Here is a 22,925-nt window from a genome sequence, read left to right as displayed (position 1 = left end):
CCTCTGACACGCTCTAAGGCCCGCCCCCTGACATTACGGTGCCCCGGCGTGGAGCCATGCTCCTCCTGTTGCACTGCCTGACCATCCCTGACCGGAGAGACTACCATGGCCAGCGCGCCGAACCCGCAACTGCCTATCCTCTATTCGCAACTCGTTCCGCTCAACAGCAACGATCACCTTGGCTGGAAAGGCCGCACCACCGACAAGGCGCCGTGGATTGCCAAGCAGCACGCCATTCCGCTGACGGTGGAAGAATTCCCCGTGGCACAGCGCGATTATCCGATCATCTTCTCCTCGGGCGAGCGTCCGGTGCCGCTGGCGCTGATGGGCCTCAACGAAGGCGTGAACGTGTTCTTTGACGATGAAGGCAAGCCGCTCGGCACGCCTTACGTTCCCGCCTATGTCCGCCGCTATCCCTTCCTGCTCGCCAAGCTGCAGCCCGACACGGATTCGCTGTCGCTGTGCTTTGACCCGACGAGCGGTCTGGTGGGCGATTTCGAAGATGGCGAGCGCCTGTTCAACGACGACAAGACCCCGTCGGACCACTGCCAGCAGCTGCTCAACTTCTGCGAGAAGTTCGAGGAAGCCGGTGGCAAGACCCAGCTGTTCATGGAAGAGCTGGCCAAGGCCGACCTGCTGATGGACGGCGAGATTTCGATCCAGCGCCGCGACAATCCGGAACAGCCCTTCACCTATCGCGGCTTCCGCATGGTGAACCAAGAAAAGCTGCGCGAACTGCGCGGTGACCAGCTGCGCAAGTGGAACGAGAACGGTCTGCTGCCGCTGATCTTCGCGCACCTGTTCTCGCTGGAACTGATGCGCAACATTTTTGCCCGCCAAGTGGAACAGGGCAAGGGCCCGATGGCTGGCGCCAATGGCGCGGCGATCCCGCAGGCCTAACCGCCTTCAACGCATTGTAAACGCACCAAAGGCGGCGTTCCGGCAACGGAGCGCCGCCTTTTTGCTGGCTCTTGAAGAACACGGCAGACGACCTAAATTGCAGAAGTCCGGCAGGCGCTCCCCTCATGGCCTTGCCGGATTGGTGCACGTCCCCCGTGCACCTCCTCCCTGAACCTTGGCCGCCTCGTGCTTTATGCACGGGGCGGTTTTTTCGTTGTGGCCTGATGCTGCCTATTCCGCCGCTTGGGCAAAGCCGAAGCCGCCCGCCACCACCTCGTCGGCCAGCAGGCGGACAAGGCCCGCAATCGTCTCGCTGACGGCATCCACCCCTTCGGCGGGTTCGCGCATCGCGGCATCGAGATAGGCGCTGCGGCACACTTCCAGCTGCATCGCGCTGATCTTGCGCGCGGGCGCGCCGTGCCGGTCGAGCACATAGCCGCCCGCATAGGGCCGGTTGTGCGCGACAGAGGCGCCCTTGCGCTCGAAATGATCGAGCGTCGCACCCACCAGACGGCTGTCACAGGCTGCGCCGAACCGGTCGCCGATCACATAGTCCACCGCCGCCTCCGGCCCGCTTTTGGGGCCGAGCGGGGGCATCGAATGCAGATCGAGCAGCAGCGCCGCGCCCCAGCGGTCGCGCATCGATTCGAGCGTTTTCGCCAGCGCCGCATGGTAAGGCTGGTGCACCCAGGCGATCCGTTCTTCGAGCGCGGCACGGCTGATCGGCGCGCGCCAAAGCTCGCCCAGGCCCGGCAGGCGGCGCGGCACGAGGCCAAGCCCGCTGCGCGCCCTGCGCCCGGCGGTAAGCCGCGCGCGCACCGCGCTGCCCCCGCCCTGCACCATCTCCCAGTCGATATCATCGGGGGCGCGGTTGAGATCGATCATCGCCCGCGGCGCATGGGCCAGCAGCAGACCGGCCCCCGTGGCGCGGGCGACGCGATCCGCCACCAGATCGATATAGCGGTCTTCCAGCCGCAGACCCGCCTCGCGCGGATGGCGCAGCGCAGCGGTCAGCGCGGGCGGGTAGAAGCGCCCGGCATGGGGCACCGCGATCAGGACGGGGATCGGATTCGCGCGCGGCCTGCGCAGGACGAAGGCGGGCACACCCTCGGCGCCGGGCACACGCCCGCCGCTTTGCGTGGGCGAATCGCCCCAAGGCTGATCGAAAAGCGCCATGGCCCCGTGCTGGCGGGCTTTATCCACGAAGTCAAAGCGCGGTGTTCCAAAGCTGGCCACCCGCAAATCGGGGCAAGACTTTGTTACATCTTTCTGGGTAATGGGCCGCACCCGCCAAGACAAAACAGTAAGAGGCACCCTGCCATGATCCGAATCCTGCTGGCCGAAGACGACACCGCCATGCGCACCTATCTCAAGCGCGCGCTGGAGCAGGCGGGGTATTCGGTTATGGCGGTGAGTTCGGGCATCGAGGCGCTGCCGCTGATCGAAACCGAAATTTACGATCTGCTGCTGTCCGACATCGTGATGCCTGAAATGGACGGGATCGAGCTGGCGCAACGCTGCAACGACATCAGCCCGACGACGAAGGTGATGTTCATCACCGGCTTTGCCGCCGTCTCGCTGCGCGCCACGCGCGACGCACCGCACGCGAAAATGCTGTCCAAGCCGTTCCACCTGAAGGATCTGGTGCTGGAAGTCGAACGTCTGTTCGACGACGTGGCGGCCGCTTCGCTCTGATTCTTCCCCGATAGGGACTTGCCAGTTGATAGAGGCGGCGCTAGATGGCCCGCCTTGCCGCGCGAAACATGGCGCGGCAACACGAATGGTGCGGGCGTATAGCTCAGTGGTAGAGCACTATGTTGACATCGTAGGGGTCGCAAGTTCAATCCTTGCTACGCCCACCATTCGGAAAACCCCCGCAATCCCGATCACCCGGCCCAAGGCAGCTTACTGCCTGCGCAGGCTCAGCCGGTCGATCTTGTCCTGCGCCTCGGCATCCATCTGTTCCAGCTCGGCAATCGTCTGTTCGATCGCGGTCTGTTGTTCCACCAGTTCGGCGAGCCGCTGGTGGATGCGCGATTGCAGGTGACGCATCTGCTCCACCTTCGCGCCCTCGTCCTCGTCATAGAGCGAGAGAAACTCGCCGATCTCGCGGATCGAGAAGCCCAGCCTTTTGCCGCGCAGGATCAGCTGCATCCGGCCCATTTCGCGCTTCGAATAAGCGCGCATCGTGCCCACGCGCTGTGGCGCAATCAGGCCCTTGTCCTCGTAAAAGCGCAGAGTGCGCTGGGTCACGCCAAGCGCGTCGGCGGCCTCGGCAATCGACTTCAAAGGTTCGCTTCCTTGCGCCTCATACATGGTTGCCACGCTATCAGGCATTCAGGCCTCCATCCGTTGCAGTGGCGGCTGCCGCATCGCGCTTGGCCTTCTCCTCGGCCACCAGCGCCTTCTTTTCGAGCTTGCCGACCAGCGTCTTGGGAAGCTCGTCGCGGAATTCGTAAGAGTCGGGCATTTCAATGGGATTGAGCCGCATCTTGAGAAAGGCGTGCAAGGTCGCGGCGTCCAGATCCTCGCCATCATGCAGGGCGATGAACAGCTTGGGCGCTTCGCCGCGATAATCGTCGGGCACGCCAATGGCGACCGCTTCCTTCACCGCCGGATGCTCGTACGCCGCATCTTCGATCATGCGCGGATAGACATTGTATCCGCTGCACAGGATCAAATCCTTGATCCGGTCAACGATGAACAGATAGCCGTCCTTGTCGAGATAGCCGATATCGCCGGTGCGCAGGGATTCGCCGAAGAAGGTGTCCTTCGTCGCATCGGGGCGGTTCCAGTATCCCTTCATGATCTGCGGCCCGCGCGCGCAAATCTCGCCGCGATGATCGGGGCCGATGCCTTCGACCAGTTCGCCCTTCTCGTCGCGCAGTTCGATGATCGTGTGCGGGAAGGCAGGCCCGGCGGAGTTTTCCTTCACCGGCTGGCGGCCAAGCAGCGGGTTGCTGGTGATGATCGGCGAGGCTTCGGTGAGGCCATATCCTTCTGAAACAATCGAACCGGTGCGCTTTTCGAACTGCATCCGCACTTCCAGCGGGAGCGGCGCGCCGCCCGAACAGCTGGTCAGCACAGAGGACAGATCGGGCACCTTGTCATCGGGCAGCGAGCCGAGCGCGTTGTAGATCGTCGGCACGCCGAACATCTGCGTCGGCGGCTTGCGCTTCACGCATTTGAGCACCTCGTCCATTTCGAAGCGCGGCAGCAGGACAAGCTCTGACCCTGTATCAATGCCGAAATTGAGCACGCAGGTCAGCGCGAACACATGGAACAGCGGCAGCACGCCCAGCGTGCGCTCTTGCTGGTCGCGCTCAACCCCGACATGGAGCATCATCTGCGCCGAATTGGCGGCAAGGCTGCGGTGTGTCAGCATCGCGCCTTTGGGCCGACCGGTCGTGCCGCCGGTATATTGCAGCACCGCCACATCTTCGGGGTCTTGCTTGACCGGCGCGGGATTGGCCGGATGCGCCGCCAGATCGCGGTAATCAAGATAGGCGATGCCGTCCTGCCGCTGCGCCAGCGAGGAACGTTTCACCGTGCGCAGGCCGACCGATTTCCAGAAGGACAGCACATCCGCCATCGGGCACAGCACCACTTTTTGCAGCGGCACATGGCCTGCCTCATCCGCCTTGCCCCACGCTTTGGCGACTTTGGAATGCAGCAGTTCAAGATCGGGCACGGCCACCATCTTCGCGCCCGCATTGGTAATGAGGAATTCGACTTCGCTTTGGGAATAAAGCGGGTTGATATTGACCACCATGCCGCCTGCACGCAGCACGGCGTAGAACATGATGACCGAATAGGGCGTGTTGGGCAGACACAGGCCGAAGCGGTCGCCCGGCTCCAGCCCTTCGGCCTGCAGGCCGGTCGCGACGCGGTCAACCAGATTGCCGATTTCGCCATAGGTCCATTCGCGGCCGAGGAAGTCCACGCACACGCGGTCCGGCCAGGTGGCGACCGCATGGTCGAGCGCTTCAGTCAGCAGCCGCGGACGGATGGTGCCATCCGCGTTCATGAAGCGGCTCGTGTCCATCAGGCGGAACCCTTCGGGCACCTCGACCATGAAATATCCTTTCTTCATCCCCCGCCTTCAAATCGCCAAACAAAAGTTGCAGCGGGTGTGAGAGGCGGCTTGATTCCCTTGCCCTTAACGTATACGTCAAGTAACAGACTTTATCGTAACCATTCAGCGCAAAAGGTCAATCGACCTTGCGAAATGCAGAGGAAAGGCAGTCAAAACCATGACCGATGTCGTAATTGCGGGCTATGTCCGCTCCCCCTTCACCCTCGCTTACAAAGGCGCTCTGGCCAAGACCCGGCCCGACGATCTGGCGGCGAACACGATTCGCGGGCTGATCGAAAAGACCGGCGTGAAGGCTGAGGATATCGAAGACATCGTGATGGGCTGCGCCTTCCCCGAAGGCGAGCAGGGCTTCAATATCGGTCGCCTCGTCGCCCTGCTGGCTGACCTGCCGCTGAGCGTGGGCGGCATCACCATGAACCGGTTCTGCGGCTCTTCGATGAGCAGCATCCACTACGCCGCTGGCCAGATCGCGATGGGCGCGGGCGAGGTGTTCATCGCCGCCGGTGTCGAAGGCATGAGCCGCGTGCCGATGACCGGTTTCAACCCCATGCCGAACCCAGAACTCGCCAAGAAGAGCGCTGCCTATCTCGGCATGGGTGACACGGCGGAAAACGTCGCCAAGAAATACGGCATCAGCCGCGAGGAGCAGGAAGCCTTCGCGGTGAAGAGCCAGGAGAAGGCTGCGGCTGCCATCGCCAAGAATGCCTTCGCGGATGAAATCGTGCCCTACACCCTGCCCGATGGCACGGTGGTGGACAGCGACGGCACCCCGCGCCCCGGCACCACGGCGGAAGACCTCGCTGGCCTCAAGCTCGCTTTCGACCAGAACGGCACCGTCACCGCTGGCACCTCCAGCCCGCTCACCGATGGCGCGGTCGCTGTGCTCGTCTGCTCGGCAGACTACGCCGCGAAGAACGGCCTCACCGTCATGGCCAAGATCAAGAGCATGGCGATTTCCGGCTGCGCGCCCGAAATCATGGGCATCGGCCCCGTCGGCGCGAGCCAGAAGGCGCTGGAGCGCGCTGGCCTGACGATTGACGACATGGATGTGATCGAACTGAACGAGGCCTTCTCCAGCCAGTCCATCGCCACGATCCGCGATCTGGGCGCGGATGAAAGCAAGATCAACCTGGATGGCGGCGCGATTGCCATCGGCCACCCGCTGGGTGCCACCGGGGCGCGCATCGTCGGCAAGGCAGCGGCGCTGCTCCAGCGCGAAGGCGGCAAGTATTCGCTGAGCACGCAGTGTATCGGCGGCGGTCAGGGCATCGCTACGATCCTGGAGAAGGCATAATGCCAGAGAACACTCAAACCAAATCCATCAAGAAAGTCTGCGTCATCGGCGCCGGCACGATGGGTGCCGGGATTGCCGCACAGGTCGCCAATGCCGGCATTCCCGTGCTGCTGCTCGATATCCTGCCCAAGGACGGGGACAATCGCAACGCGGTGGCCGAAGGCGCCGTCGCCAAAATGCTCAAGACCGAGCCTGCGCCCTTCATGAGCAAGCGCGCGGCCAAGCTGGTCGAAACGGGCAATATCGAAGACCATCTGGGCAAGGTCGCCGAATGCGACTGGGTGGTCGAAGCAATCATCGAACGCTTGGACATCAAGCAAAGCCTGTATGAAAAGCTGGAAGCCGTGCGCACGCCCGGCACGGCGGTGTCGTCAAACACCTCGACCATTCCCCTCGCCCAGCTGACCGATGGCCGCTCTGATGCATTCAAGCGGGATTTCCTCATCACCCACTTCTTCAATCCGCCGCGCTATATGCGGCTGATCGAGATTGTGGCTGGCCCGCAGAGCGATGCCGGCACGGTGGGCATGGTGCGCGACTTCGTGGATCGTCAGCTCGGCAAGAGCGTGGTCGATGCCGAGGATTCGCCCGGTTTTATCGCCAACCGCGTGGGCACGTTCTGGATCCAGCAGGCGGTCAATTCCGCCTTTGATCTGGGCGTCACTGTGGAAGAGGCGGACGAGATCGGCGGCCGCCCGATGGGTGTGCCCAAAACCGGCCTGTTCGGCCTCATCGACCTCATCGGTATCGACCTGATGCCGCATCTGATGAAGTCGCTCACCAGCACGCTTCCGGCGGATGACTGGTACCAGAAGATCGCCCGGAGCGAGAAGCTGATCGAGGACATGATTGCCACCGGCTACACCGGCCGCAAGGGCAAGGGTGGCTTCTACACGATGGAAAAGGGCGCGGATGGTTCGCGCACCAAGATGGCGAAGGATTTGAAGTCGGGCGAATACCGCCCGGCGGCGCGTCCCGGCATCGTCCACGGTTCTGCGGCGCGCGGCGATCTTGGCAAGCTGATCGAAACCAAGGGCAAGGTCGGCGCCTATGCCTGGGCGGTGCTCGGCCCGACGCTGTCCTATGCCGCCAGCATTGTTCCCGAAGCGACCAAGACCGTTGTCGGCGTCGATGATGCGATGAAGCTCGGCTACAACTGGAAGATGGGTCCGTTCGAGATGATCGACGTGATTGGCGCTGCCAAGCTCGTCGAGAAGCTCAAAGCGAGCGAGTATCCGGTGCCGCCGCTTCTCGAACAGGTGGGCGACAAGAGCTTCTACCGCATCGAGAACGGCAAGCGCCAATATTTCGGCACCGATGGCGAATATCACGACGTTGTGCGCCCCGAAGGCGTGCTGCTGCTCGAAGACATCAAGCTGGCGAGCGAGCCGCTGCTCAAGAACGGTTCGGCTGCACTGTGGGATGTGGGTGACGGCGTGGTCGCGCTCGAATTCACCGGCAAGATGAACGCGCTCGACGAGCAGGTGATGAAGCTGATCCAGCAGGCAATCCCGCTGGTGAAGTCGGATTACAAGGCGCTGGTCGTCTATAATGAAGGCTCCAACTTCTCCGCCGGTGCCAATCTCGGCCTTGCGCTGTTCGCGCTGAACATCGCCGCGTGGAGCGAGGTCGAAAAGTCGGTGGCGGGCGGTCAGGCGGCCTACAAGGCGCTGAAATACGCGCCCTTCCCCGTCGTCGCCGCGCCCTTCGGTCTGGCGCTGGGCGGCGGATGCGAGGTGTGCCTCAATTCCGATGCCATCCAGGCGCACGCCGAAACCTATATCGGCCTTGTCGAAACCGGTGTTGGCATCATCCCCGGCTGGGGCGGATGCAGCGAGCTGATCGACCGCTGGCAGAAGAACCCGCGCCACCCCAAGGGCCCAATGCCTGCCGTCTCCAAAGCCTTCGAGATCATCTCGACCGCGACGGTGGCGAAATCGGCGGCCGAGGCGAAGGAACACGGCTTCCTGCGCCACACCGATCAGGTGACCATGAACCGCGACCGCTTGCTGTATGACGCCAAGCAACGCGCGCTCGCTATGGTGGACGGCTACACGCCGCCCGAAAAGCCCGAATTCCGCCTGCCCGGCCCTGCCGGTGCAGCGGCGCTGAAGCTGGCGGTGGAAAGCTTCCGCAGCCGCGGCATCGCCACCCCGCATGACGAGGTGGTGGCCGAACAGCTGGCATACGTCCTAACGGGCGGGAATACCGATCCGATGGAAACTGTTACCGAAGACCGGATGCTGAAGCTGGAACAGGAAGCGTTCATGAAGCTGGCCCGCCATCCGCATACTGTGGCCCGGATCGAGCATATGCTCGAAACCGGCAAGCCCCTGCGTAACTAGAACAGAGAGAGGATTTGTCCCATGCAAGTCTATGAAGCACCCATCCGCGATATGCGCTTCAATCTGGAAGAGCTGCACGAAGACGACGGCTTCGGAAATCTCGAAGGGTTCGAGGATTTCGACGCCGATATGCGCGCCGCTATCCTTGAAGAAGCCAACAAGCTGTGCCGCGATGTCCTCTTGCCGCTCAACTGGCCGGGTGACCAGCAGGGTTGCCGCATCGAAAACGGTGTCGTGCGCACGCCCGATGGTTTCCCCGAGGCCTACAAGCAGTTCTGCGAAGGCGGCTGGGCCGGTCTCGCCGTCAGCCCCAAATGGGGCGGCCAGGGCGCACCGCACAGCCTCGCCAAATGCGTCGAGGAAATGAGCTGTTCGACGAATCTCTCCTTCGGCCTTTATCCGGGTCTGACTGGCGGCGCGATGGTGAGCCTCGAAGCCTATGGCAGCGAAGACCAGAAGAACTTTTACCTGCCGAAGATGGCCAATGGCGAATGGACGGGCACCATGTGCCTCACCGAACCGCATTGTGGCACCGATCTGGGGATGCTGCGCACCAAGGCGGAACCGCAGGAAGACGGCAGCTATCTGATCACCGGCAACAAGATCTTCATCTCCGCCGGAGACCATGATCTGGCCGACAATATCATCCACCTCGTGCTGGCCCGCCTTCCCGATGCGCCTGCGGGCGTGAAGGGCATTTCGATGTTCCTCGTGCCCAAATATATGCCCAAGGAAGACTATTCGCTGGGCGATCGCAATCCGGCCTACGCCACCGCGATCGAGCACAAGATGGGCCTGAAAGCCTCCGCCACCTGCCAGATGAGCTTTGACGGGGCGAAAGGCTGGCTGGTCGGGCCGGAAAACCGCGGCCTCGAAGCGATGTTCGCGATGATGAATACCGAGCGGGTTGCCGTGGGCATCCAGGGACTTGGCATGGGTGAAATCGCGTACCAGTCCTCGGTCTATTACGCCAAGGATCGCTTGCAGGGCCGTTCGCTGTCGGGCGTGAAGAACCCCGATGGCCCTGCCGACCCGCTGATCGTGCACCCCGATGTGCGGCGGATGCTGATGACCATGCGCGCCTATAATGAGGGTTGCCGTGCGCTCTCCGCTTGGGTCAGCCGTGCCTTGGACGCCGAGCACGCCTCGCCCGAACCCGAAGCACGCGAACGTGCCCGTGATTTCATCGCGCTGATGACGCCGGTGGTGAAGGCGCTGTTCACCGATCTCGGCCACGAGACGACGCAGATGGCGATCCAGCTGCATGGCGGACACGGCTATATCCAGGAAACCGGGATCGAACAGTTTGCCCGCGATGCCCGCATTGCGCAGATTTACGAAGGCGCGAACGGCATTCAGGCGCTCGATCTGGTGGGCCGCAAGCTGCCCGACCGGATGGGCCGCAATCTGCGCGCCTTCTTCCACCCGGTCAGCCAGTTCATCGAAGACCACGCGGCAGACCCGCAGATCGGCAAGATCGTCGGCGCGTTGCAGCAGAGCTTTGGCGCGCTGCAACTCTCGACCGCGCATATCGCGCAAAAGGGCCTGTCCGATCCCGAGGAAGCGGCGGCTGCGGCAACCGATTACCTGCGTTTGCTCGGCTTCGTGGCGATGGGTTACTGCTTCGCCAAGGCAGCCAAGCTGGCGCACGCCAAGCTGGCGGAAGGCGTGGAGGACGAGCAGTTCTACAAGTCCAAGCTCATCACCGCGCAGTTCTTCTTCGATCGTCTGCTGCCGCCCGCAACGGCGCAGTTCATGGCGATCCGGAGCGGCAAGGCGAGCATGATGGATATGCCGGCGGACGCCTTCTGATGGCCACCGGCAACTGGCAGGACTTCAAGGCACGGTGCCGCATTCCCGCGATTGCGGCACCGATGTTCCTGTGTTCCGGCCCCGATCTCGTGGTGGAACAGTGCAAAGCGGGGATCGCGGGCACGTTCCCCGCCCTCAACCAGCGCACCAGCGAAGGGTTTGAGGACTGGCTGAAGGAAATCCAGGATCGCCTGCCCGATGATGCCGCGCCCTATGGCGTGAACCTGATCGTCCACCAGTCGAACCCGCGGGTGATGACCGATCTGGAATTGTGCGTGAAGCACAAGGTGCCGCTTATCATCACCTCGCTGGGCGCAGTGCCCGATCTGGTGGCGGCGGTGCATTCCTATGGCGGCCTCGTGTTCCACGATGTCATCAAGCGTCGCCACGCCGAAAAGGCTGCCGAGGCGGGCGTTGACGGCATTATCGCCGTTGCTGCCGGTGCCGGTGGCCATGCCGGAACGCTCAGCCCCTTTGCGCTGGTCAGTGAAATCCGCGAAGTCTTTGACGGCGCGATCATCCTGTCGGGCTGCATGACACATGGCGGACACGTTCTCGCGGCCGAAGCGATGGGCGCTGATTTCGGCTATATCGGCAGCCACTTCATCGCCGCCAAGGAAAGCATGGCGGTCGACGGCCAGAAGGCGATGATGATCGATTCCGAAGCCAAGGACATCACCTATACCGACAAGGTCACAGGTGTCGGCGCCAATTTCCTCACCCCCAGCCTCAACGCCGCGAGCATCGAGCACGCGCCGGGCGAAATGTCGCTCAATGAAGAGGCGAAGGCGTGGAAGACCATCTGGTCTGCCGGACACGGCGTGGGTGCCACTAAAGAGGTGTTGCCAGCGAAGGTGATATGTGAACAACTTATCGCCGAGTATGACGCTGCCAAAGCCAGAATCTGCGGATAATTCCCGCCTTGTACACGCGGTGGCCGGTCCGATGACTGACCACCGCGCTTCCCCCGTGCCCCGCATCACCGCCATCAGCACCGCCGTGCCCGATTGCGATGTGCATTCCGCCTATACTGACTGGGTGCGCGGACTGCTCGCCGGAAAGCGGGAGGCGGCTTTGTATGCCCGGATGGAGGCGCGCAGCGGGATCGCGCATCGTTACTCCGTGCTGGATGTCGCCGATGCGCGGATGGAACCGGGCAGCTTTTACCGCAATGGCGACGCGCCCGGCACGGCCAGCCGCATGGCGCACTACGCCGCCCACGCGCCCGATCTGGCGATCAAAGCGGTGGCCAAGCTCCCTTCGCTCGACGGGGTGACGCATCTCGTCATCGCCTCGTGCACCGGCTTTATGGCGCCCGGCCTCGATCAGGTGATTGCCCGCAGGCTGGGCCTTGCGAGCAATGTCGAGCGGGTGAGCATCGGCTTTATGGGCTGCTATGCGGGCGTAACACTGTTGCGCACCGCCGGGCACATCGTCCGCTCGCAGCCGGACGCAAAGGTGCTCGCCATCGCGGTGGAGCTGTGCACGCTGCATTTGCAGGAAACCGACGATCTCGAACGCCTGCTCGCCATGACGCAATTCGCCGACGGCGCGGCGGCGGCGCTGGTGAGCGGCAGCGGCGAAGGGCTGGCGCTGGGCGAGGGGATTTCGGCCACGCTGGAGGAAAGCGACGATCTGATTACCTGGAGTGTGGGCGATACGGGCTTTGCCATGCACCTCTCGGGCGCGGTACCCGGTCGGCTCGCCGAGGCGATGGACAGCGATGATCTACGCGCCGCCATCACCGGCGATGCCCCGCCGCAAAGCTGGGCGGTGCATCCCGGCGGCAAGTCGATCCTCGACGCGGTTGAACGCGGGCTGGCCCTGCCTGCCGATGCGCTGGACGCCTCGCGCAGCGTGCTCAATGACTTCGGCAATATGTCGTCCGCTACCGTGATCTTCGTGCTCGAACGGCTGCTGAGCGAGCGACCGGAAAGCGGCGTCGCGCTGGCTTTCGGGCCGGGGCTGGCGATGGAAGGTGTGCGCTATGGCTGGGTCGATGCTTGAGGAGCGCCTGCACGCCGACGAGCTAATGGACGATCCGGGTTTGCCGGAAGCGACCTATCGCGCGGTGCTGGCGGATCTGGTCAAGGTCAACCGCGTCACCATGGCCTATCGCCCCACAATCGCCTTTCTGGAGCTCGCGCTGAAAAGCCGCACCCGCTTCCGGCTGCTCGATGTCGGATACGGACAGGGCGATATGCTGCGCGAAGTGGCGCGCTGGGCGCAAAAGCGCGGGATCGCAGCGGAACTGGTTGGCATCGATCTCAATTCCCGCAGCGAAGCCGCTGCAACTGCCGCCACCCCGCCGGGCCTGCCGATCACCTATCGCACCGGTGACTATGCCGATCTGGCGGGCGGCGAGTGGGATTGCGTCATCTCCAGCCTCGTCGCCCACCATATGAGCCGCGCCGAATTGGTCGCCTTCCTGCGCTTTATGGAGGCCGAATCCCGCGCCGGGTGGTTCGTGAACGATCTGCATCGCCACGCGCTTAGTTATGCGGGCTATCCGCTGCTGGCGAGCCTCGCCCGCTGGCATCCGATTGTGCGGAGCGATGGCCGCACCTCCATCGCCCGATCCTACCGCCCCGCCGAATGGGCAAGCCTGCTGTCCGAAGCGGGGATTGGCGGCGCTGACATCCAACGCTTCTTTCCTTTCCGCCTTTGCGTTGCGCAGTTCCGGTGATCGCGCACCCGCTCATCCTCGGCGCTGGCCCCGCAGGCTGCGCGGCGGCGATCACCCTGCGCGCGCGCGGGGTGGACTGCACCCTGATCGACCGTGACGCGACGGTCGGCGATCCGCTCTGCGGCGGGTTCCTCAGCTGGCGCACGGCGGAGCAATTGGATACGCTCGGCATCGATATAGCCCGCCTCGGCGCGCATAAGGTCAGCACGCTGCGCCTCTTCGCGGGGCAGGATATGCGCGAGGTCGCCCTGCCTCACCGCGCCTATGGCCTCAGCCGCCACGCGCTCGACAGCGAAATGCGCCGCATCGCCTTGGCGCAGGGCGCGCGCTTTATCGCGGACACGATCAAAGGCCTTGGCGAAGGATACGCAATGGGCGCGCAGGAGGAATACCATTCGCGCAGCATCTTCCTCGCCACCGGCAAGCACGATCTGCGCGGGCACAGCCGACCGCGAACCGCCAAGGATACAACCGTGGGCATCCGCCTCCGCCTGCCCGCCTCGCCTGCACGCGACCGGCTGCTGGGCGGCGCGATAGAACTACATCTGTTCCCCGGAGGCTATGTCGGCATCGTGCTGCAAGAAGGCGGTTCGGCCAATATCTGCCTCGCCGTGCGCAAGTCCGCCCTCGCCTGCGCGGGAGGCTCCCCCGTCGCGCTGTTTGCCAAACTTGCGCAGGATAACAGGGCTTTGGCAGACAGACTTGGCGAAGGCTGGGAAGAAGCCCGCGTCGATACGATCGGCGCGGTGCCCTATGGCTGGATTTGCCGCGAGACTTCCCCCGGCCTCTATCGTCTGGGCGATCAGGCGGCGGTGATCCCCTCGCTGGCAGGCGAAGGCAATTCCATCGCCATCGCCAGCGGAGTCGCTGCGGCCAGCGCCTTCCGCACAGGCCGTAGCGCGCAGGAATACCAACGCGCCTTTGCCACCCGCGCCCGCCGCCCGGTGCGCCTCGCCGCCGCGCTGTGGCACATGGCGGAAACGCCGCTGGGTGCCCGCGCCGGGCTCGCCCTCGCCCGCATCGCGCCCGCGCTGGTTACGACTTTCGCCGAAGGCGCGCGGATTCCGCCCGCCCCCTCCCTTGCACAGACGTAAAGCTCTGCTAACACGCCCCCCAACAGGTCCAATCCAATCAAGAGGCAGGGAAGCCCCATGGCGAAAATTCAAGTCAAGAACCCGGTTGTCGAACTCGACGGCGACGAAATGACGAAGATCATCTGGCAGTGGATTCGCGAGCGGCTGATCCTGCCCTATCTCGATATCGACCTGAAATATTACGACCTTTCGGTGGAACACCGCGACGCGACGAACGATCAGGTGACGATCGATTCCGCCAATGCCATCAAGCAGTATGGCGTGGGCGTGAAATGCGCGACTATCACTCCGGATGAAGCGCGAGTGGAGGAATTCAACCTCAAGCAGATGTGGCGCTCGCCCAACGGCACCATCCGCAATATCCTTGGCGGCACGATTTTCCGCGAGCCGATTGTGATCGACAACGTCCCGCGCCTCGTGCCCGGCTGGACCGACCCCATCGTTGTGGGCCGCCACGCCTTTGGCGACCAGTACCGCGCCACCGACACGCTGATCCCCGGCGCTGGCAAGCTGCGCATGGTGTTCGAAGGCGAGAATGGCGAAAGCATCGATCTGGAAGTGCACACTTTCGATCAGCCCGGCGTCGCCATGACGATGTACAACCACGATGAAAGCATCCGCGATTTCGCTCGCGCGAGCTTCAATTACGGGCTCGACCGCGGCTGGCCGGTGTATCTCTCGACCAAGAACACGATCCTCAAGAAGTATGATGGCCGCTTCAAGGATCTGTTCCAGAAAGTCTACGACACCGAAGGCTTTGCCGCCAAGTTCGCAGAGGCCGGCATCCATTACGAACACCGCCTGATCGACGACATGGTCGCCTCTGCGCTGAAGTGGAACGGCAAGTTCGTGTGGGCGTGCAAGAATTATGACGGCGACGTGCAATCGGACGTGGTGGCGCAGGGCTTCGGCTCATTGGGCCTGATGACCAGCGTGCTGATGACGCCCGACGGCAAGACCGTTGAGGCAGAAGCCGCGCACGGCACTGTCACCCGCCACTATCGCCAGCACCAGCAGGGCAAGGCGACCAGCACCAACCCCATCGCCAGCATCTTCGCATGGACGCGCGGCCTGATGTATCGCGGCCGGTTTGACGGCACGCCCGATGTCGTCGCCTTCGCCGAAACGCTGGAGCGGGTGTGCATCGAATGCGTCGAACAGGGCAAGATGACCAAGGATTTGGCGCTCCTGATCGGCCCGAGCCAGGCGTGGATGACGACCGAGCAGTTCTTCGAAGCGATTGTCGAAGGGCTGGAGGCGGAAATGCGCAAGCAGGGTTTGGTTTGAGGCCAGTCTGCACCATGCAACTCCCCTCCCTTGAGGGAGGGGCAGCGAGACTTGGCGTGCGTAGCGCGCCTAGTCGCAGCGGGGTGGGCCTGCCGGCCCAGCGCTTCGCGCCCCACCCCCGGCCCCTCCCGACACGGGAGGGGAGCGACATATGACCAAAGCCCGCCTCGAAGTCCGGCAGGCCGAACCCGGCGATATCCGCCGCATCGCTGCGCTCGCCAAGCGGGTGTATGAGGACTTCGCGCCCTACACGCAGGGCGAAATCCGCGGGCAGATCAACAATTACCCCGATGGCTGCTTTGTCGCCATTCTGGATGACAGGCTCGTCGGCTATTGCGCCACCATGCGCATTGGCGGGGACAAGGCGCTGCGCCCGCATACGTGGGACGAGATTACCGGCAATGGCTACGGCTCCCGCCACGATCCGAAAGGCGACTGGCTCTACGGCTATGAAATGGTTGTTGATCCCAAGGTACGCGGCACGCGGATCGGGAGGCGGCTGTATGAAGAGCGCCGCTTCCTCGCCGAGCAGGAGGAGCTGAAAGGCATCGTCTTTGGCGGACGGATGCCCAATTACCTGCGCTCGCGCCGCCGGGTGAAGACGCCCGCCGAATATCTCGAACAGGTCGTTGCGGGCAAAATCCACGATCCGGTGCTGCGCTTCCAGCTCGCCAACGGGTTCGAGCCGCTGGGCATTCTCGAAGGCTATCTGCCCGAAGACACGCGCAGCCGCGGCAATGCCGTCCACATGGTCTGGCGCAATCCCTTCGTCGATCAAGAGGCGAGCCCGCAGGCCCGCGTGCCGCGCGGAGTGGAAAACGTGCGCGTTGCCACCTGCCAGTTGCAGGCCCGCGCAGTGAAGGACTTTGACGAGTTCATCGGGCAAATCCGCTATTTCGTGGATGTTGCCAGCGATTACGAAGCGGATTTCATCCTCTTCCCCGAGCTTTTCACGCTGATGCTGCTGAGCGCGGAGGAGGAGGAGCTCTCCCCGCTCAAAAGCATCGAGCGCCTTTCCGAATACACCCCGCGCATCCGCGAGACGCTCTCCGAGATGGCGCTCAAATTCAACATCAACATCATCGGCGGCAGCCACCCCACACGGATGGACGATGGCGACATTCACAATGTCGCGATGGTGTGCCTGCGCGATGGATCAATCCACGAACAGGAGAAGATCCACCCCACGCCCAACGAAGCCTATTGGTGGAACATTCGCGGCGGCGATGCGGTGGACGTGATCCAGACCGATTGCGGCCCCATCGGCGTGCTGATCTGCTACGATGCGGAATTCCCCGAGCTCGCGCGGCGGCTGGTGGACGAAGGCGCTCGGATCATCTTCGTGCCGTTCTGCACCGACAGCCGCCAGGGCTATATGCGCGTGCGCTATTGCGCGCAGGCGCGGGCGATCGAGAACCAGTGCTATGTGGTGATGAGCGGCAATGTCGGGAACCTGCCCAATGTCGCCAATATGGACATCCAGTATGCGCAAAGCTGCATCCTGACGCCGTGCGATTTCCCCTTCGCGCGCGACGGGATCGCGGCCGAGGCGACCGAGAATGTGGAGACGCTGACGATCAGCGATGTCAATCTGGCAGACCTCGCCTGGGCCCGCGCCGAGGGCACGGTGCGCAATCTGGCGGACCGGCGGTTTGATCTCTACCGGATCGAATGGGATCACCGCGAAGGCGCGACGCAGGCCGAACCCGGCGGCCCTCCGCCCTTGCACCGGCACGGGCCGGGCGGCGGATAGCGGCTTCGAGTTTAATAGCTCTCGCTGACTTCCGCGACTTGCAGTGCGGCCATTTCGGCCATTTCGGCATCAGCAGCACGCTGCTCGCGCTTTTCGCGTTCCATCTTGTCGCGCTGTTCGGCGACCGAACGGGCCTTTTCCGCGAGCCCGCGCCAGGTCTTCTCGGCGCGCAATTCGCGGTCGCGCACATTGTCCAGCGTGGCGTTGGCGGCAGCCTTGGCGGCCAGTTCGGCGCGCTCGCAACACATTTCATACGTGTCAGCCATACATTTCTCCGGGCAATCTGCGGTTGAGGGTTACAGGAATGGAAAACGGGCGCGGAGCCGAAACTCCGCGCCCGCTCCCCTAAAGTCCGTTAGTCAGCGGAGGAGAGGTTCACGGCGCTTTCCTTGCCGTTGCGTCCCTGCTCGACTTCGTAGTTGAGACGCTGTTCCTTATCGAGCGTCTGCATACCGGCGGCCTGCACGGCAGAGATATGCACGAAGCTGTCATTGGAACCGTCGTCGGGCTGGATGAAACCATAACCCTTGTCGGCATTGAAGAATTTTACGGTGCCTGTCTTAGACATAGAGAGTTCCTTTCGAGAACATTAGTGTAATCGCCCACGAAATTGCGGGCGGGTCGTGCGTCAAATCGTTCGAAGAAAGGAAGTCGTCGTCTGGTTTACGCCGGGGCTTTTTAAGCAAGCGGCGGTCGGCAAATTTCGAAGTCCGTCGCAAATTCCGACGTCAGCGGGAATGATATAGCGGGGATTTCGGAAAATAGCTAGGATTCATTTTCATGCTAGTCGGCCCACCGCTCCGTTACAGCATCGCGATGCCCTGCGAACATGGGTTGCAGGTATCCGCCTAGCCGCTTATGACATCGTTGTCATAAGGGGGTTGTATGCCGACAGAGCGAATGAGGGAGCTGGACGTGCTGCGCGGCATTGCCGTTGCGGTGATGATCTTGGTCACCTGCCCGGGTTCTTGGGCTTACACCTATCCGCAAATGCAGCATGTCGACTGGAACGGCTTCAGCTTTGCCGATTTCGTCTTCCCCGATTTCCTGTTCGGCGTGGGAATGGCGTTGGGGCTAACCTTCGGCGCTTCGCTTGATCCGGCCAAAAATCGGCGGAAGTTCTGGGGCAAAATCGCGCGCAGAGTAGCAGGGCTTGTCTTGCTGGGGGTCGCGCTCAATTTTCTTTACGTGATTTCGGGTTGGCTGGGGGCTGCGCCCGTCGGCCCGACCGATGAGCCGACATGGCGCTTACCCGGTGTGCTGCAACGCATCGCGGGGGCTTATCTGATTGCCGTACTGGTTTTGCTTGCAGTCGGCTCGCAACGCAAAGAAGGCGAACTCCGCTTGCGCACGCTTGGGATTATTGCAGCCATCGCGGTAATCCTTGTTGGATATTGGGCCTTGATGACCTTCGTCCCAGTGCCGGGGCACGGCGCCGGACTGCTGGACAAGACCGGCAATCTGGCGGCCTGGATAGACCGACAGGTTTTTACACCCGAACATATGTGGGCACTGGGCGCAGAAACGTGGCGCGGGGCGGTGGTCTATGATCCGGAAGGGCTGCTGGCGACACTGCCTGCGGCCACCAATGTCTTGTTCGGCGTGCTTGCCGTGTCGCTGTGGCGGCGAAGCGAGAGCTGGCGCATCGCCGCGCTTGCCGCATTTGGCGCAGCGCTCATCATGGCCGCGCTGCTGATTGATCCGGTCTTCCCGATCAACAAGAAAATCTGGACGAGCAGTTTTGCTCTGCTGACAAGCGGAATGTCGATGCTGTTGCTGCTGGTGGTCGCCGGGCTGTTGCGCACCAAACTGGCACCTTTGCTCGCGCCGCTAAGCATACTGGGCGCGAATGCGATCCTTGCCTTTTCGCTCTCGATTGCCACCGCCGCCTTTATCGCGGTCCCGTTTGGATCAGGCGACACTCCCCAAACAATCGCAGATCGCGGCTTTGAATTCCTGTCGCAATTTATCGCCGATCCCTATCTCGCCTCGCTGGCCTTTGCCTTCAGCGCGCTTGCGTTTGTCTTCGCGTGCATCCTGCCCCTGCACAGGAAGGGGATACATTTGCGGTTATAGCGAGGCCGTTCGGGCGGCACTCCCCGTCGCCAAACTCACCCCCCAAATCGCCAGCCATGCGGCGGCGAACCCCGGAATGATCTCGTACACCCCCGGCCCGCCCATAAACGCCGCGTTCCAGCCGAGGGCGATCCACGCCATCACTACGCCCGCGCCCACAACCAGTCCGGCCACCGCGCCCGCGCCGGTCATGCGGCTCCATGTCAGCGACAGGATAATCAGCGGGCCGAAGGCAGCGCCAAAGCCGGCCCAGGCGTTGCTCACCAGCGCCAGCACGCCGCTATTCGAATCGCTCGCAATCACGATGGCCGCAAGCGCAACGATCACCGTGCTGATGCGCCCGACATTCACCGCTTCGCGCTCGCTTGCGTTCTTCTTCAGGAACAGGCGGTAGAAATCCTCGGTCAGCGAGCTGGAGGCGACCAGCAGTTGCGAGGAAATCGTGCTCATAATCGCCGCCAGCAGCGCCGCCAGCAGGAAGCCGGTGACGAAGGGGTGGAACAGCGTGTTTGCCAGCAGGATGAAGATCGTCTCGGGATCGTCCAGCACAATGCCCGGATTGCGCTCTACATAGGCGCGGCCCGCAAGGCCGATGCCGATCGCGCCCACCAGCGCCACGCCCATCCATGTCATCGCGATATTGCGCGCCATCGGCACCCCGCCAGCGCGCACCGCCATAAAGCGCACGATGATATGCGGCTGCCCGAAATAGCCGAGCCCCCATGTGACGGCCGAGAGGAAGCCGATCACGGTCAACCCGCCGAACATTCCCAGAAACTCCGGATCGACCCCCGCCAGCGTTTCGCGCATCTGCGAAATCCCGCCGCCGCCATCGCCATACAGGATCACCAGCGGCATGATGACGAGCGCGGTCACCATGATGATGCCTTGCACAAAATCGGTAAGGCTGACTGCCAGAAAACCACCAATCGCAGTGTAGGCGAGCACCACCAGCGCGGTGAGCAGCACGCCCGCCATATAGGGGCTGAGGCCCATGATCGTGCCGTCCAGAAACGTGCTTTCAAACAGCTTGCCACCCGCCACCAGGCTCGCCGCCGAATAAACCGCGAAGAACACCACGATGATGATCGCGGAGACAACGCGCAGCGCGGTCGCCTTGTCGGGGAAGCGGTTGGCGAGGAAGGCAGGAATGGTGAGGGCGTTGCCGTAATCGACACTCTGCTGGCGCAGGCGCGGGGCGACGACAAACCAGTTCACCAGTGCGCCTGCAAACAGACCAATGCCGATCCACGCTTCCACCAGCCCGCTCGCATAGAGCGCGCCCGGCAGACCGAGGAGTAGCCAGCCCGACATATCGCTCGCCCCCGCGCTCAGCGCCGCCACCGCCGGATGCAGGTTACGCCCGCCGAGCAGATAGCCTTCGCTATCGTCGCCCGAACGCTTCCACGCATATACGCCTATGGCGAGCATGAGGACGAAATAGAGGGCGAGCGCGATGATCGTTGGTGTCTGCATGGCCCCAAGCATAACGATGCACGCGGTGCTGGCTAGGGGGCGAAGGGTTTTTGCAAGGGGGTTGCGCGGCTGGCGCGGTGAGCGAACGCAAGTAAAGCCGCGCCACCGCCCGCGAAAAATCCTTTCCTACAGACAATCCAACATGGTGGAGCATTGCCATGGAAAAAAGCCTTTGCAGACAGAGCCCTTTTTGCTCCCTGGACTGTGTAACAGGTGTAACAGGTTCGGCAGCGCTCGACGCTTTCGCAGTTGCAGCAATGGCGCGCGCTGTGTGATAGGATAGCCCATGCACCACGCCGAAATCTCGCCGCTGATGTCTGATGCGCTGGTGATCCTTGGCGCGACCGGGATCATCATCCCGCTCTTCGCGCGCTTCCGGGTGACGCCGATCATCGGCTTCATCCTCGTCGGCGTGCTGGTCGGGCCGTATGGCCTCGGGCGGATGACGTTCGAATATGCATGGCTGTCCTACGTCACCATTACCGATCCCGAGCGGCTTGCACCGTTTGCCGAGTTCGGCATCATCCTGCTGCTGTTCAGCATCGGGCTGGAGCTGAGTTTCAACCGCTTGTGGCAATTGCGGCGGCTGGTCTTCGGCCTTGGTGCGCTAGAGCTGATCGTGATCGGCCTGCTGCTCGCTGCCGCGCTTTCGATGATGGGGCAGTACTGGACGGGCGCGCTGGCGCTCGGCCTCGCGCTTGCCTTCAGCTCGACCGCGTTGGTGCTGCCGATTTCGGGGACGAACACGCCGGTGGGCCGCGCCGCGCTCTCGATGCTGTTGTTCGAGGATATCATGATCGTCCCGATCATCTTCCTCCTCGGCGCCCTCGCTCCAACAGCGGGCGATGGCGGCTGGGCGGGCCTTGTCGATGTGCTGTGGAAGGGCGCGCTGGTGGTGGCGGTGATGATGGTTGCGGGCCGCTTCTTGCTGCCCCGACTGTTCGCGCAGGCCGCGCGCACCAAATCGCCCGAGTTGTTCCTTGCAGCCAGCCTACTGGTGGTGATCGGTGCAAGTCTGGCGACCGCGCTGGTCGGCCTCTCGCCCATTGTCGGGGCGCTGCTCGCGGGCCTGCTGATCGCCGAAACCGAATATCACACCGAAGTCGAAGGGATCATGGAGCCGTTCAAGGGGCTGGCGCTGGGCGTGTTCCTGATCACCGTGGGCATGGGGATCGATCTGACCACGATCTGGGACAATCTCGGCGTGATTGCCGCCGCCGTTGTCGGTGTGCTGCTGCTCAAAGCAGTGGTGACCGGCGTCCTGCTGCGCCTGATGGGCGCAAGTAGCGCCACGGCGACCGAGACCGGCATCCTGATGGCAAGCCCGTCGGAAACCTCGCTGATCGTGCTCACCGCTGCCTCTTCGGCATTGCTGATCCAGCCAGGCACCGCGGCGTTCTGGCAAATCGTGATCGCCATCGGGCTGACCGTCACGCCGCTCCTCGCCATGCTCGGCAAGCGGGTGGCGCGCTCGGTCGATCCCGCACCCTCGCTCGACCAGCTCGATGACGGGGGCGAGGTGCCGCGCGTGGTCATTGTCGGACTGGGCCGCGTCGGCCGGTTGGTGGCGCAAATGCTGCAACGCCACGATCAGCCCTATGTCGCCATCGATTCCGATCCCGATCTGGTCGAGCAAGCGCGGCGCGATGGCTATTACGCGATCTTCGGCAATGCGCTGCGCGAAGACGCGCTCGACAAGCTGGGGATCGCCAAGGCTCCGGCGGTGATCCTGACGATGGACGAACACATCCTCGCCCAGCGCATGGTGCGCAAATTGCGCGCCGCGCATCCCGAATTGCCGATCATCGCCCGCGCCCGCGACAGCTTCCATGCCGCCGAACTGTATCGCAGCGGCGCGAGTACGGCGGTGCCCGAAACGCTGGAAAGCTCGCTGCAACTCTCCGAAGCGGCGCTGGTTGATATCGGCGTGCCGATGGGGCCGGTGATCGCCAGCATCCACGAAAAGCGCGACGAATTCCGCGAACGCATCCAGCGCGAAGGCGCGCTCGAACACAAGCCGAAGCTGCGCACGAGCACCGAAGCGGGTTAGCTTTCGCGCCTTCGAACGGATGGTTCACCCTCGGTCAATCGCACGTATTGCACGGT

General features: G+C 63.1%; 19 protein-coding genes and 1 tRNA gene. 14 read left to right on the top strand and 6 right to left on the bottom strand.

Going from position 1 to position 22,925, the window contains the following annotated elements; translation table 11 throughout:
- Positions 1–105 precede the first annotated feature (105 nt).
- On the top strand, positions 106–900 hold the full coding sequence (locus tag GC121_RS10260; protein ID WP_151974186.1) for a SapC family protein: 795 nt from the start codon (positions 106–108) through the stop codon (positions 898–900).
- A gap of 231 nt (positions 901–1,131) precedes the next feature.
- On the opposite strand, the gene GC121_RS10255 is transcribed toward GC121_RS10260, so the two are convergent.
- Positions 1,132–2,103, bottom strand: a complete 972-nt coding sequence (locus GC121_RS10255; protein WP_234421201.1) for an N-formylglutamate amidohydrolase — start codon at positions 2,101–2,103, stop codon at positions 1,132–1,134.
- A 117-nt stretch (positions 2,104–2,220) separates the two neighbouring features.
- Between GC121_RS10255 and cpdR the strand changes: the two genes are divergently transcribed.
- Positions 2,221–2,595: a cell cycle two-component system response regulator CpdR gene (cpdR, locus tag GC121_RS10250; protein ID WP_151974185.1), complete on the top strand. Its 375-nt coding sequence runs from the start codon at positions 2,221–2,223 to the stop codon at positions 2,593–2,595.
- A 92-nt stretch (positions 2,596–2,687) separates the two neighbouring features.
- Positions 2,688–2,762: transfer RNA gene (locus GC121_RS10245), tRNA-Val, on the top strand.
- A gap of 43 nt (positions 2,763–2,805) precedes the next feature.
- Here GC121_RS10245 and GC121_RS10240 read toward each other — a convergent pair.
- Together GC121_RS10240 and GC121_RS10235 are read right to left on the bottom strand one after the other, a co-directional pair.
- Positions 2,806–3,237: a MerR family DNA-binding transcriptional regulator gene (locus GC121_RS10240; RefSeq protein WP_151974184.1), complete on the bottom strand. Its 432-nt coding sequence runs from the start codon at positions 3,235–3,237 to the stop codon at positions 2,806–2,808.
- A complete protein-coding gene (locus GC121_RS10235) occupies positions 3,230–4,993 on the bottom strand; it encodes a long-chain fatty acid--CoA ligase (protein WP_234421199.1) in 1,764 nt (587 codons plus the stop codon). Before GC121_RS10235 ends, GC121_RS10240 begins: the two co-directional genes overlap by 8 nt.
- 160 nt (positions 4,994–5,153) lie before the next feature.
- Between GC121_RS10235 and GC121_RS10230 the strand changes: the two genes are divergently transcribed.
- The 9 genes from GC121_RS10230 to GC121_RS10190 all read left to right on the top strand — a co-directional run bounded on the left by GC121_RS10230 (position 5,154) and on the right by GC121_RS10190 (position 17,267).
- Positions 5,154–6,290 (top strand): thiolase family protein, encoded by a 1,137-nt coding sequence (locus tag GC121_RS10230; protein WP_151974183.1) that lies wholly within the window; start codon positions 5,154–5,156, stop codon positions 6,288–6,290.
- On the top strand, positions 6,290–8,635 hold the full coding sequence (locus GC121_RS10225; RefSeq protein WP_151974182.1) for a 3-hydroxyacyl-CoA dehydrogenase/enoyl-CoA hydratase family protein: 2,346 nt from the start codon (positions 6,290–6,292) through the stop codon (positions 8,633–8,635). Before GC121_RS10230 ends, GC121_RS10225 begins: the two co-directional genes overlap by 1 nt.
- A 21-nt stretch (positions 8,636–8,656) precedes the next feature.
- Complete coding sequence (locus GC121_RS10220; RefSeq protein ID WP_151974181.1) at positions 8,657–10,447, top strand: acyl-CoA dehydrogenase C-terminal domain-containing protein; 1,791 nt, start codon at positions 8,657–8,659, stop codon at positions 10,445–10,447.
- On the top strand, positions 10,447–11,361 hold the full coding sequence (locus GC121_RS10215; RefSeq protein ID WP_234421197.1) for a nitronate monooxygenase family protein: 915 nt from the start codon (positions 10,447–10,449) through the stop codon (positions 11,359–11,361). The genes GC121_RS10220 and GC121_RS10215 overlap by 1 nt, the downstream gene beginning before the upstream one ends.
- Positions 11,362–11,392: 31 nt before the next feature.
- Positions 11,393–12,454, top strand: a complete 1,062-nt coding sequence (locus GC121_RS10210) for a type III polyketide synthase (protein WP_151974180.1) — start codon at positions 11,393–11,395, stop codon at positions 12,452–12,454.
- The gene (locus tag GC121_RS10205; protein ID WP_234421196.1) at positions 12,435–13,133 is read left to right on the top strand and encodes a methyltransferase domain-containing protein; all 699 of its coding nucleotides are present in this window, start codon (positions 12,435–12,437) and stop codon (positions 13,131–13,133) included. The genes GC121_RS10210 and GC121_RS10205 overlap by 20 nt, the downstream gene beginning before the upstream one ends.
- Positions 13,130–14,227, top strand: a complete 1,098-nt coding sequence (locus GC121_RS10200) for an NAD(P)/FAD-dependent oxidoreductase (protein WP_151974179.1) — start codon at positions 13,130–13,132, stop codon at positions 14,225–14,227. The genes GC121_RS10205 and GC121_RS10200 overlap by 4 nt, the downstream gene beginning before the upstream one ends.
- Before the next feature lie 57 nt (positions 14,228–14,284).
- Positions 14,285–15,514: an NADP-dependent isocitrate dehydrogenase gene (locus GC121_RS10195; protein ID WP_151974178.1), complete on the top strand. Its 1,230-nt coding sequence runs from the start codon at positions 14,285–14,287 to the stop codon at positions 15,512–15,514.
- A gap of 151 nt (positions 15,515–15,665) precedes the next feature.
- On the top strand, positions 15,666–17,267 hold the full coding sequence (locus GC121_RS10190) for a bifunctional GNAT family N-acetyltransferase/carbon-nitrogen hydrolase family protein (RefSeq protein ID WP_151974177.1): 1,602 nt from the start codon (positions 15,666–15,668) through the stop codon (positions 17,265–17,267).
- An 11-nt stretch (positions 17,268–17,278) separates the two neighbouring features.
- Here the strand turns inward: GC121_RS10190 and GC121_RS10185 are convergent, their stop codons facing one another.
- Together GC121_RS10185 and GC121_RS10180 are read right to left on the bottom strand one after the other, a co-directional pair.
- Positions 17,279–17,533: a hypothetical protein gene (locus tag GC121_RS10185; protein ID WP_151974176.1), complete on the bottom strand. Its 255-nt coding sequence runs from the start codon at positions 17,531–17,533 to the stop codon at positions 17,279–17,281.
- A gap of 89 nt (positions 17,534–17,622) precedes the next feature.
- Positions 17,623–17,835, bottom strand: coding sequence for a cold-shock protein (locus GC121_RS10180; RefSeq protein WP_151974175.1), 213 nt, complete (start codon positions 17,833–17,835; stop codon positions 17,623–17,625).
- Positions 17,836–18,152: 317 nt separating this feature from the next.
- Here GC121_RS10180 and GC121_RS10175 point away from each other — a divergent pair, with 317 nt between their 5' ends.
- Positions 18,153–19,343, top strand: a complete 1,191-nt coding sequence (locus tag GC121_RS10175) for an acyltransferase family protein (RefSeq protein WP_151974174.1) — start codon at positions 18,153–18,155, stop codon at positions 19,341–19,343.
- On the opposite strand, the gene putP is transcribed toward GC121_RS10175, so the two are convergent.
- Positions 19,338–20,819, bottom strand: a complete 1,482-nt coding sequence (gene putP, locus GC121_RS10170) for a sodium/proline symporter PutP (protein WP_151974173.1) — start codon at positions 20,817–20,819, stop codon at positions 19,338–19,340. The genes GC121_RS10175 and putP overlap by 6 nt on opposite strands.
- A 286-nt stretch (positions 20,820–21,105) precedes the next feature.
- Here putP and GC121_RS10165 point away from each other — a divergent pair, with 286 nt between their 5' ends.
- The gene (locus GC121_RS10165) at positions 21,106–22,869 is read left to right on the top strand and encodes a cation:proton antiporter (RefSeq protein ID WP_151974172.1); all 1,764 of its coding nucleotides are present in this window, start codon (positions 21,106–21,108) and stop codon (positions 22,867–22,869) included.
- Positions 22,870–22,925: the final 56 nt, after the last annotated feature.

The sequence above is a fragment of the Erythrobacter sp. EC-HK427 genome, assembly GCF_902498745.1.
Taxonomy (GTDB): Bacteria; Pseudomonadota; Alphaproteobacteria; order Sphingomonadales; family Sphingomonadaceae; genus Alteraurantiacibacter.
Note: the sequence above shows the minus strand (reverse complement) of the source record. Positions and strands in the feature narration are given on the sequence as shown.

Bases quoted from the DNA above. Each gene is read 5' to 3' on its own strand.
- GC121_RS10190 (WP_151974177.1), top strand. From the start codon at position 15,666: ATGACCAAAGCCCGCCTCGAAGTCCGGCAGGCCGAACCCGGCGATATC.
- GC121_RS10185 (WP_151974176.1), bottom strand. From the start codon at position 17,533: ATGGCTGACACGTATGAAATGTGTTGCGAGCGCGCCGAACTGGCCGCC.
- putP (WP_151974173.1), bottom strand. From the start codon at position 20,819: ATGCAGACACCAACGATCATCGCGCTCGCCCTCTATTTCGTCCTCATG.
- GC121_RS10165 (WP_151974172.1), top strand. From the start codon at position 21,106: ATGCACCACGCCGAAATCTCGCCGCTGATGTCTGATGCGCTGGTGATC.
- GC121_RS10180 (WP_151974175.1), bottom strand. From the start codon at position 17,835: ATGTCTAAGACAGGCACCGTAAAATTCTTCAATGCCGACAAGGGTTAT.
- GC121_RS10215 (WP_234421197.1), top strand. From the start codon at position 10,447: ATGGCCACCGGCAACTGGCAGGACTTCAAGGCACGGTGCCGCATTCCC.
- GC121_RS10260 (WP_151974186.1), top strand. From the start codon at position 106: ATGGCCAGCGCGCCGAACCCGCAACTGCCTATCCTCTATTCGCAACTC.
- GC121_RS10230 (WP_151974183.1), top strand. From the start codon at position 5,154: ATGACCGATGTCGTAATTGCGGGCTATGTCCGCTCCCCCTTCACCCTC.
- GC121_RS10240 (WP_151974184.1), bottom strand. From the start codon at position 3,237: ATGCCTGATAGCGTGGCAACCATGTATGAGGCGCAAGGAAGCGAACCT.
- GC121_RS10220 (WP_151974181.1), top strand. From the start codon at position 8,657: ATGCAAGTCTATGAAGCACCCATCCGCGATATGCGCTTCAATCTGGAA.
- GC121_RS10225 (WP_151974182.1), top strand. From the start codon at position 6,290: ATGCCAGAGAACACTCAAACCAAATCCATCAAGAAAGTCTGCGTCATC.
- GC121_RS10205 (WP_234421196.1), top strand. From the start codon at position 12,435: ATGGCTGGGTCGATGCTTGAGGAGCGCCTGCACGCCGACGAGCTAATG.
- GC121_RS10235 (WP_234421199.1), bottom strand. From the start codon at position 4,993: ATGAAGAAAGGATATTTCATGGTCGAGGTGCCCGAAGGGTTCCGCCTG.
- cpdR (WP_151974185.1), top strand. From the start codon at position 2,221: ATGATCCGAATCCTGCTGGCCGAAGACGACACCGCCATGCGCACCTAT.
- GC121_RS10195 (WP_151974178.1), top strand. From the start codon at position 14,285: ATGGCGAAAATTCAAGTCAAGAACCCGGTTGTCGAACTCGACGGCGAC.
- GC121_RS10175 (WP_151974174.1), top strand. From the start codon at position 18,153: ATGCCGACAGAGCGAATGAGGGAGCTGGACGTGCTGCGCGGCATTGCC.
- GC121_RS10210 (WP_151974180.1), top strand. From the start codon at position 11,393: ATGACTGACCACCGCGCTTCCCCCGTGCCCCGCATCACCGCCATCAGC.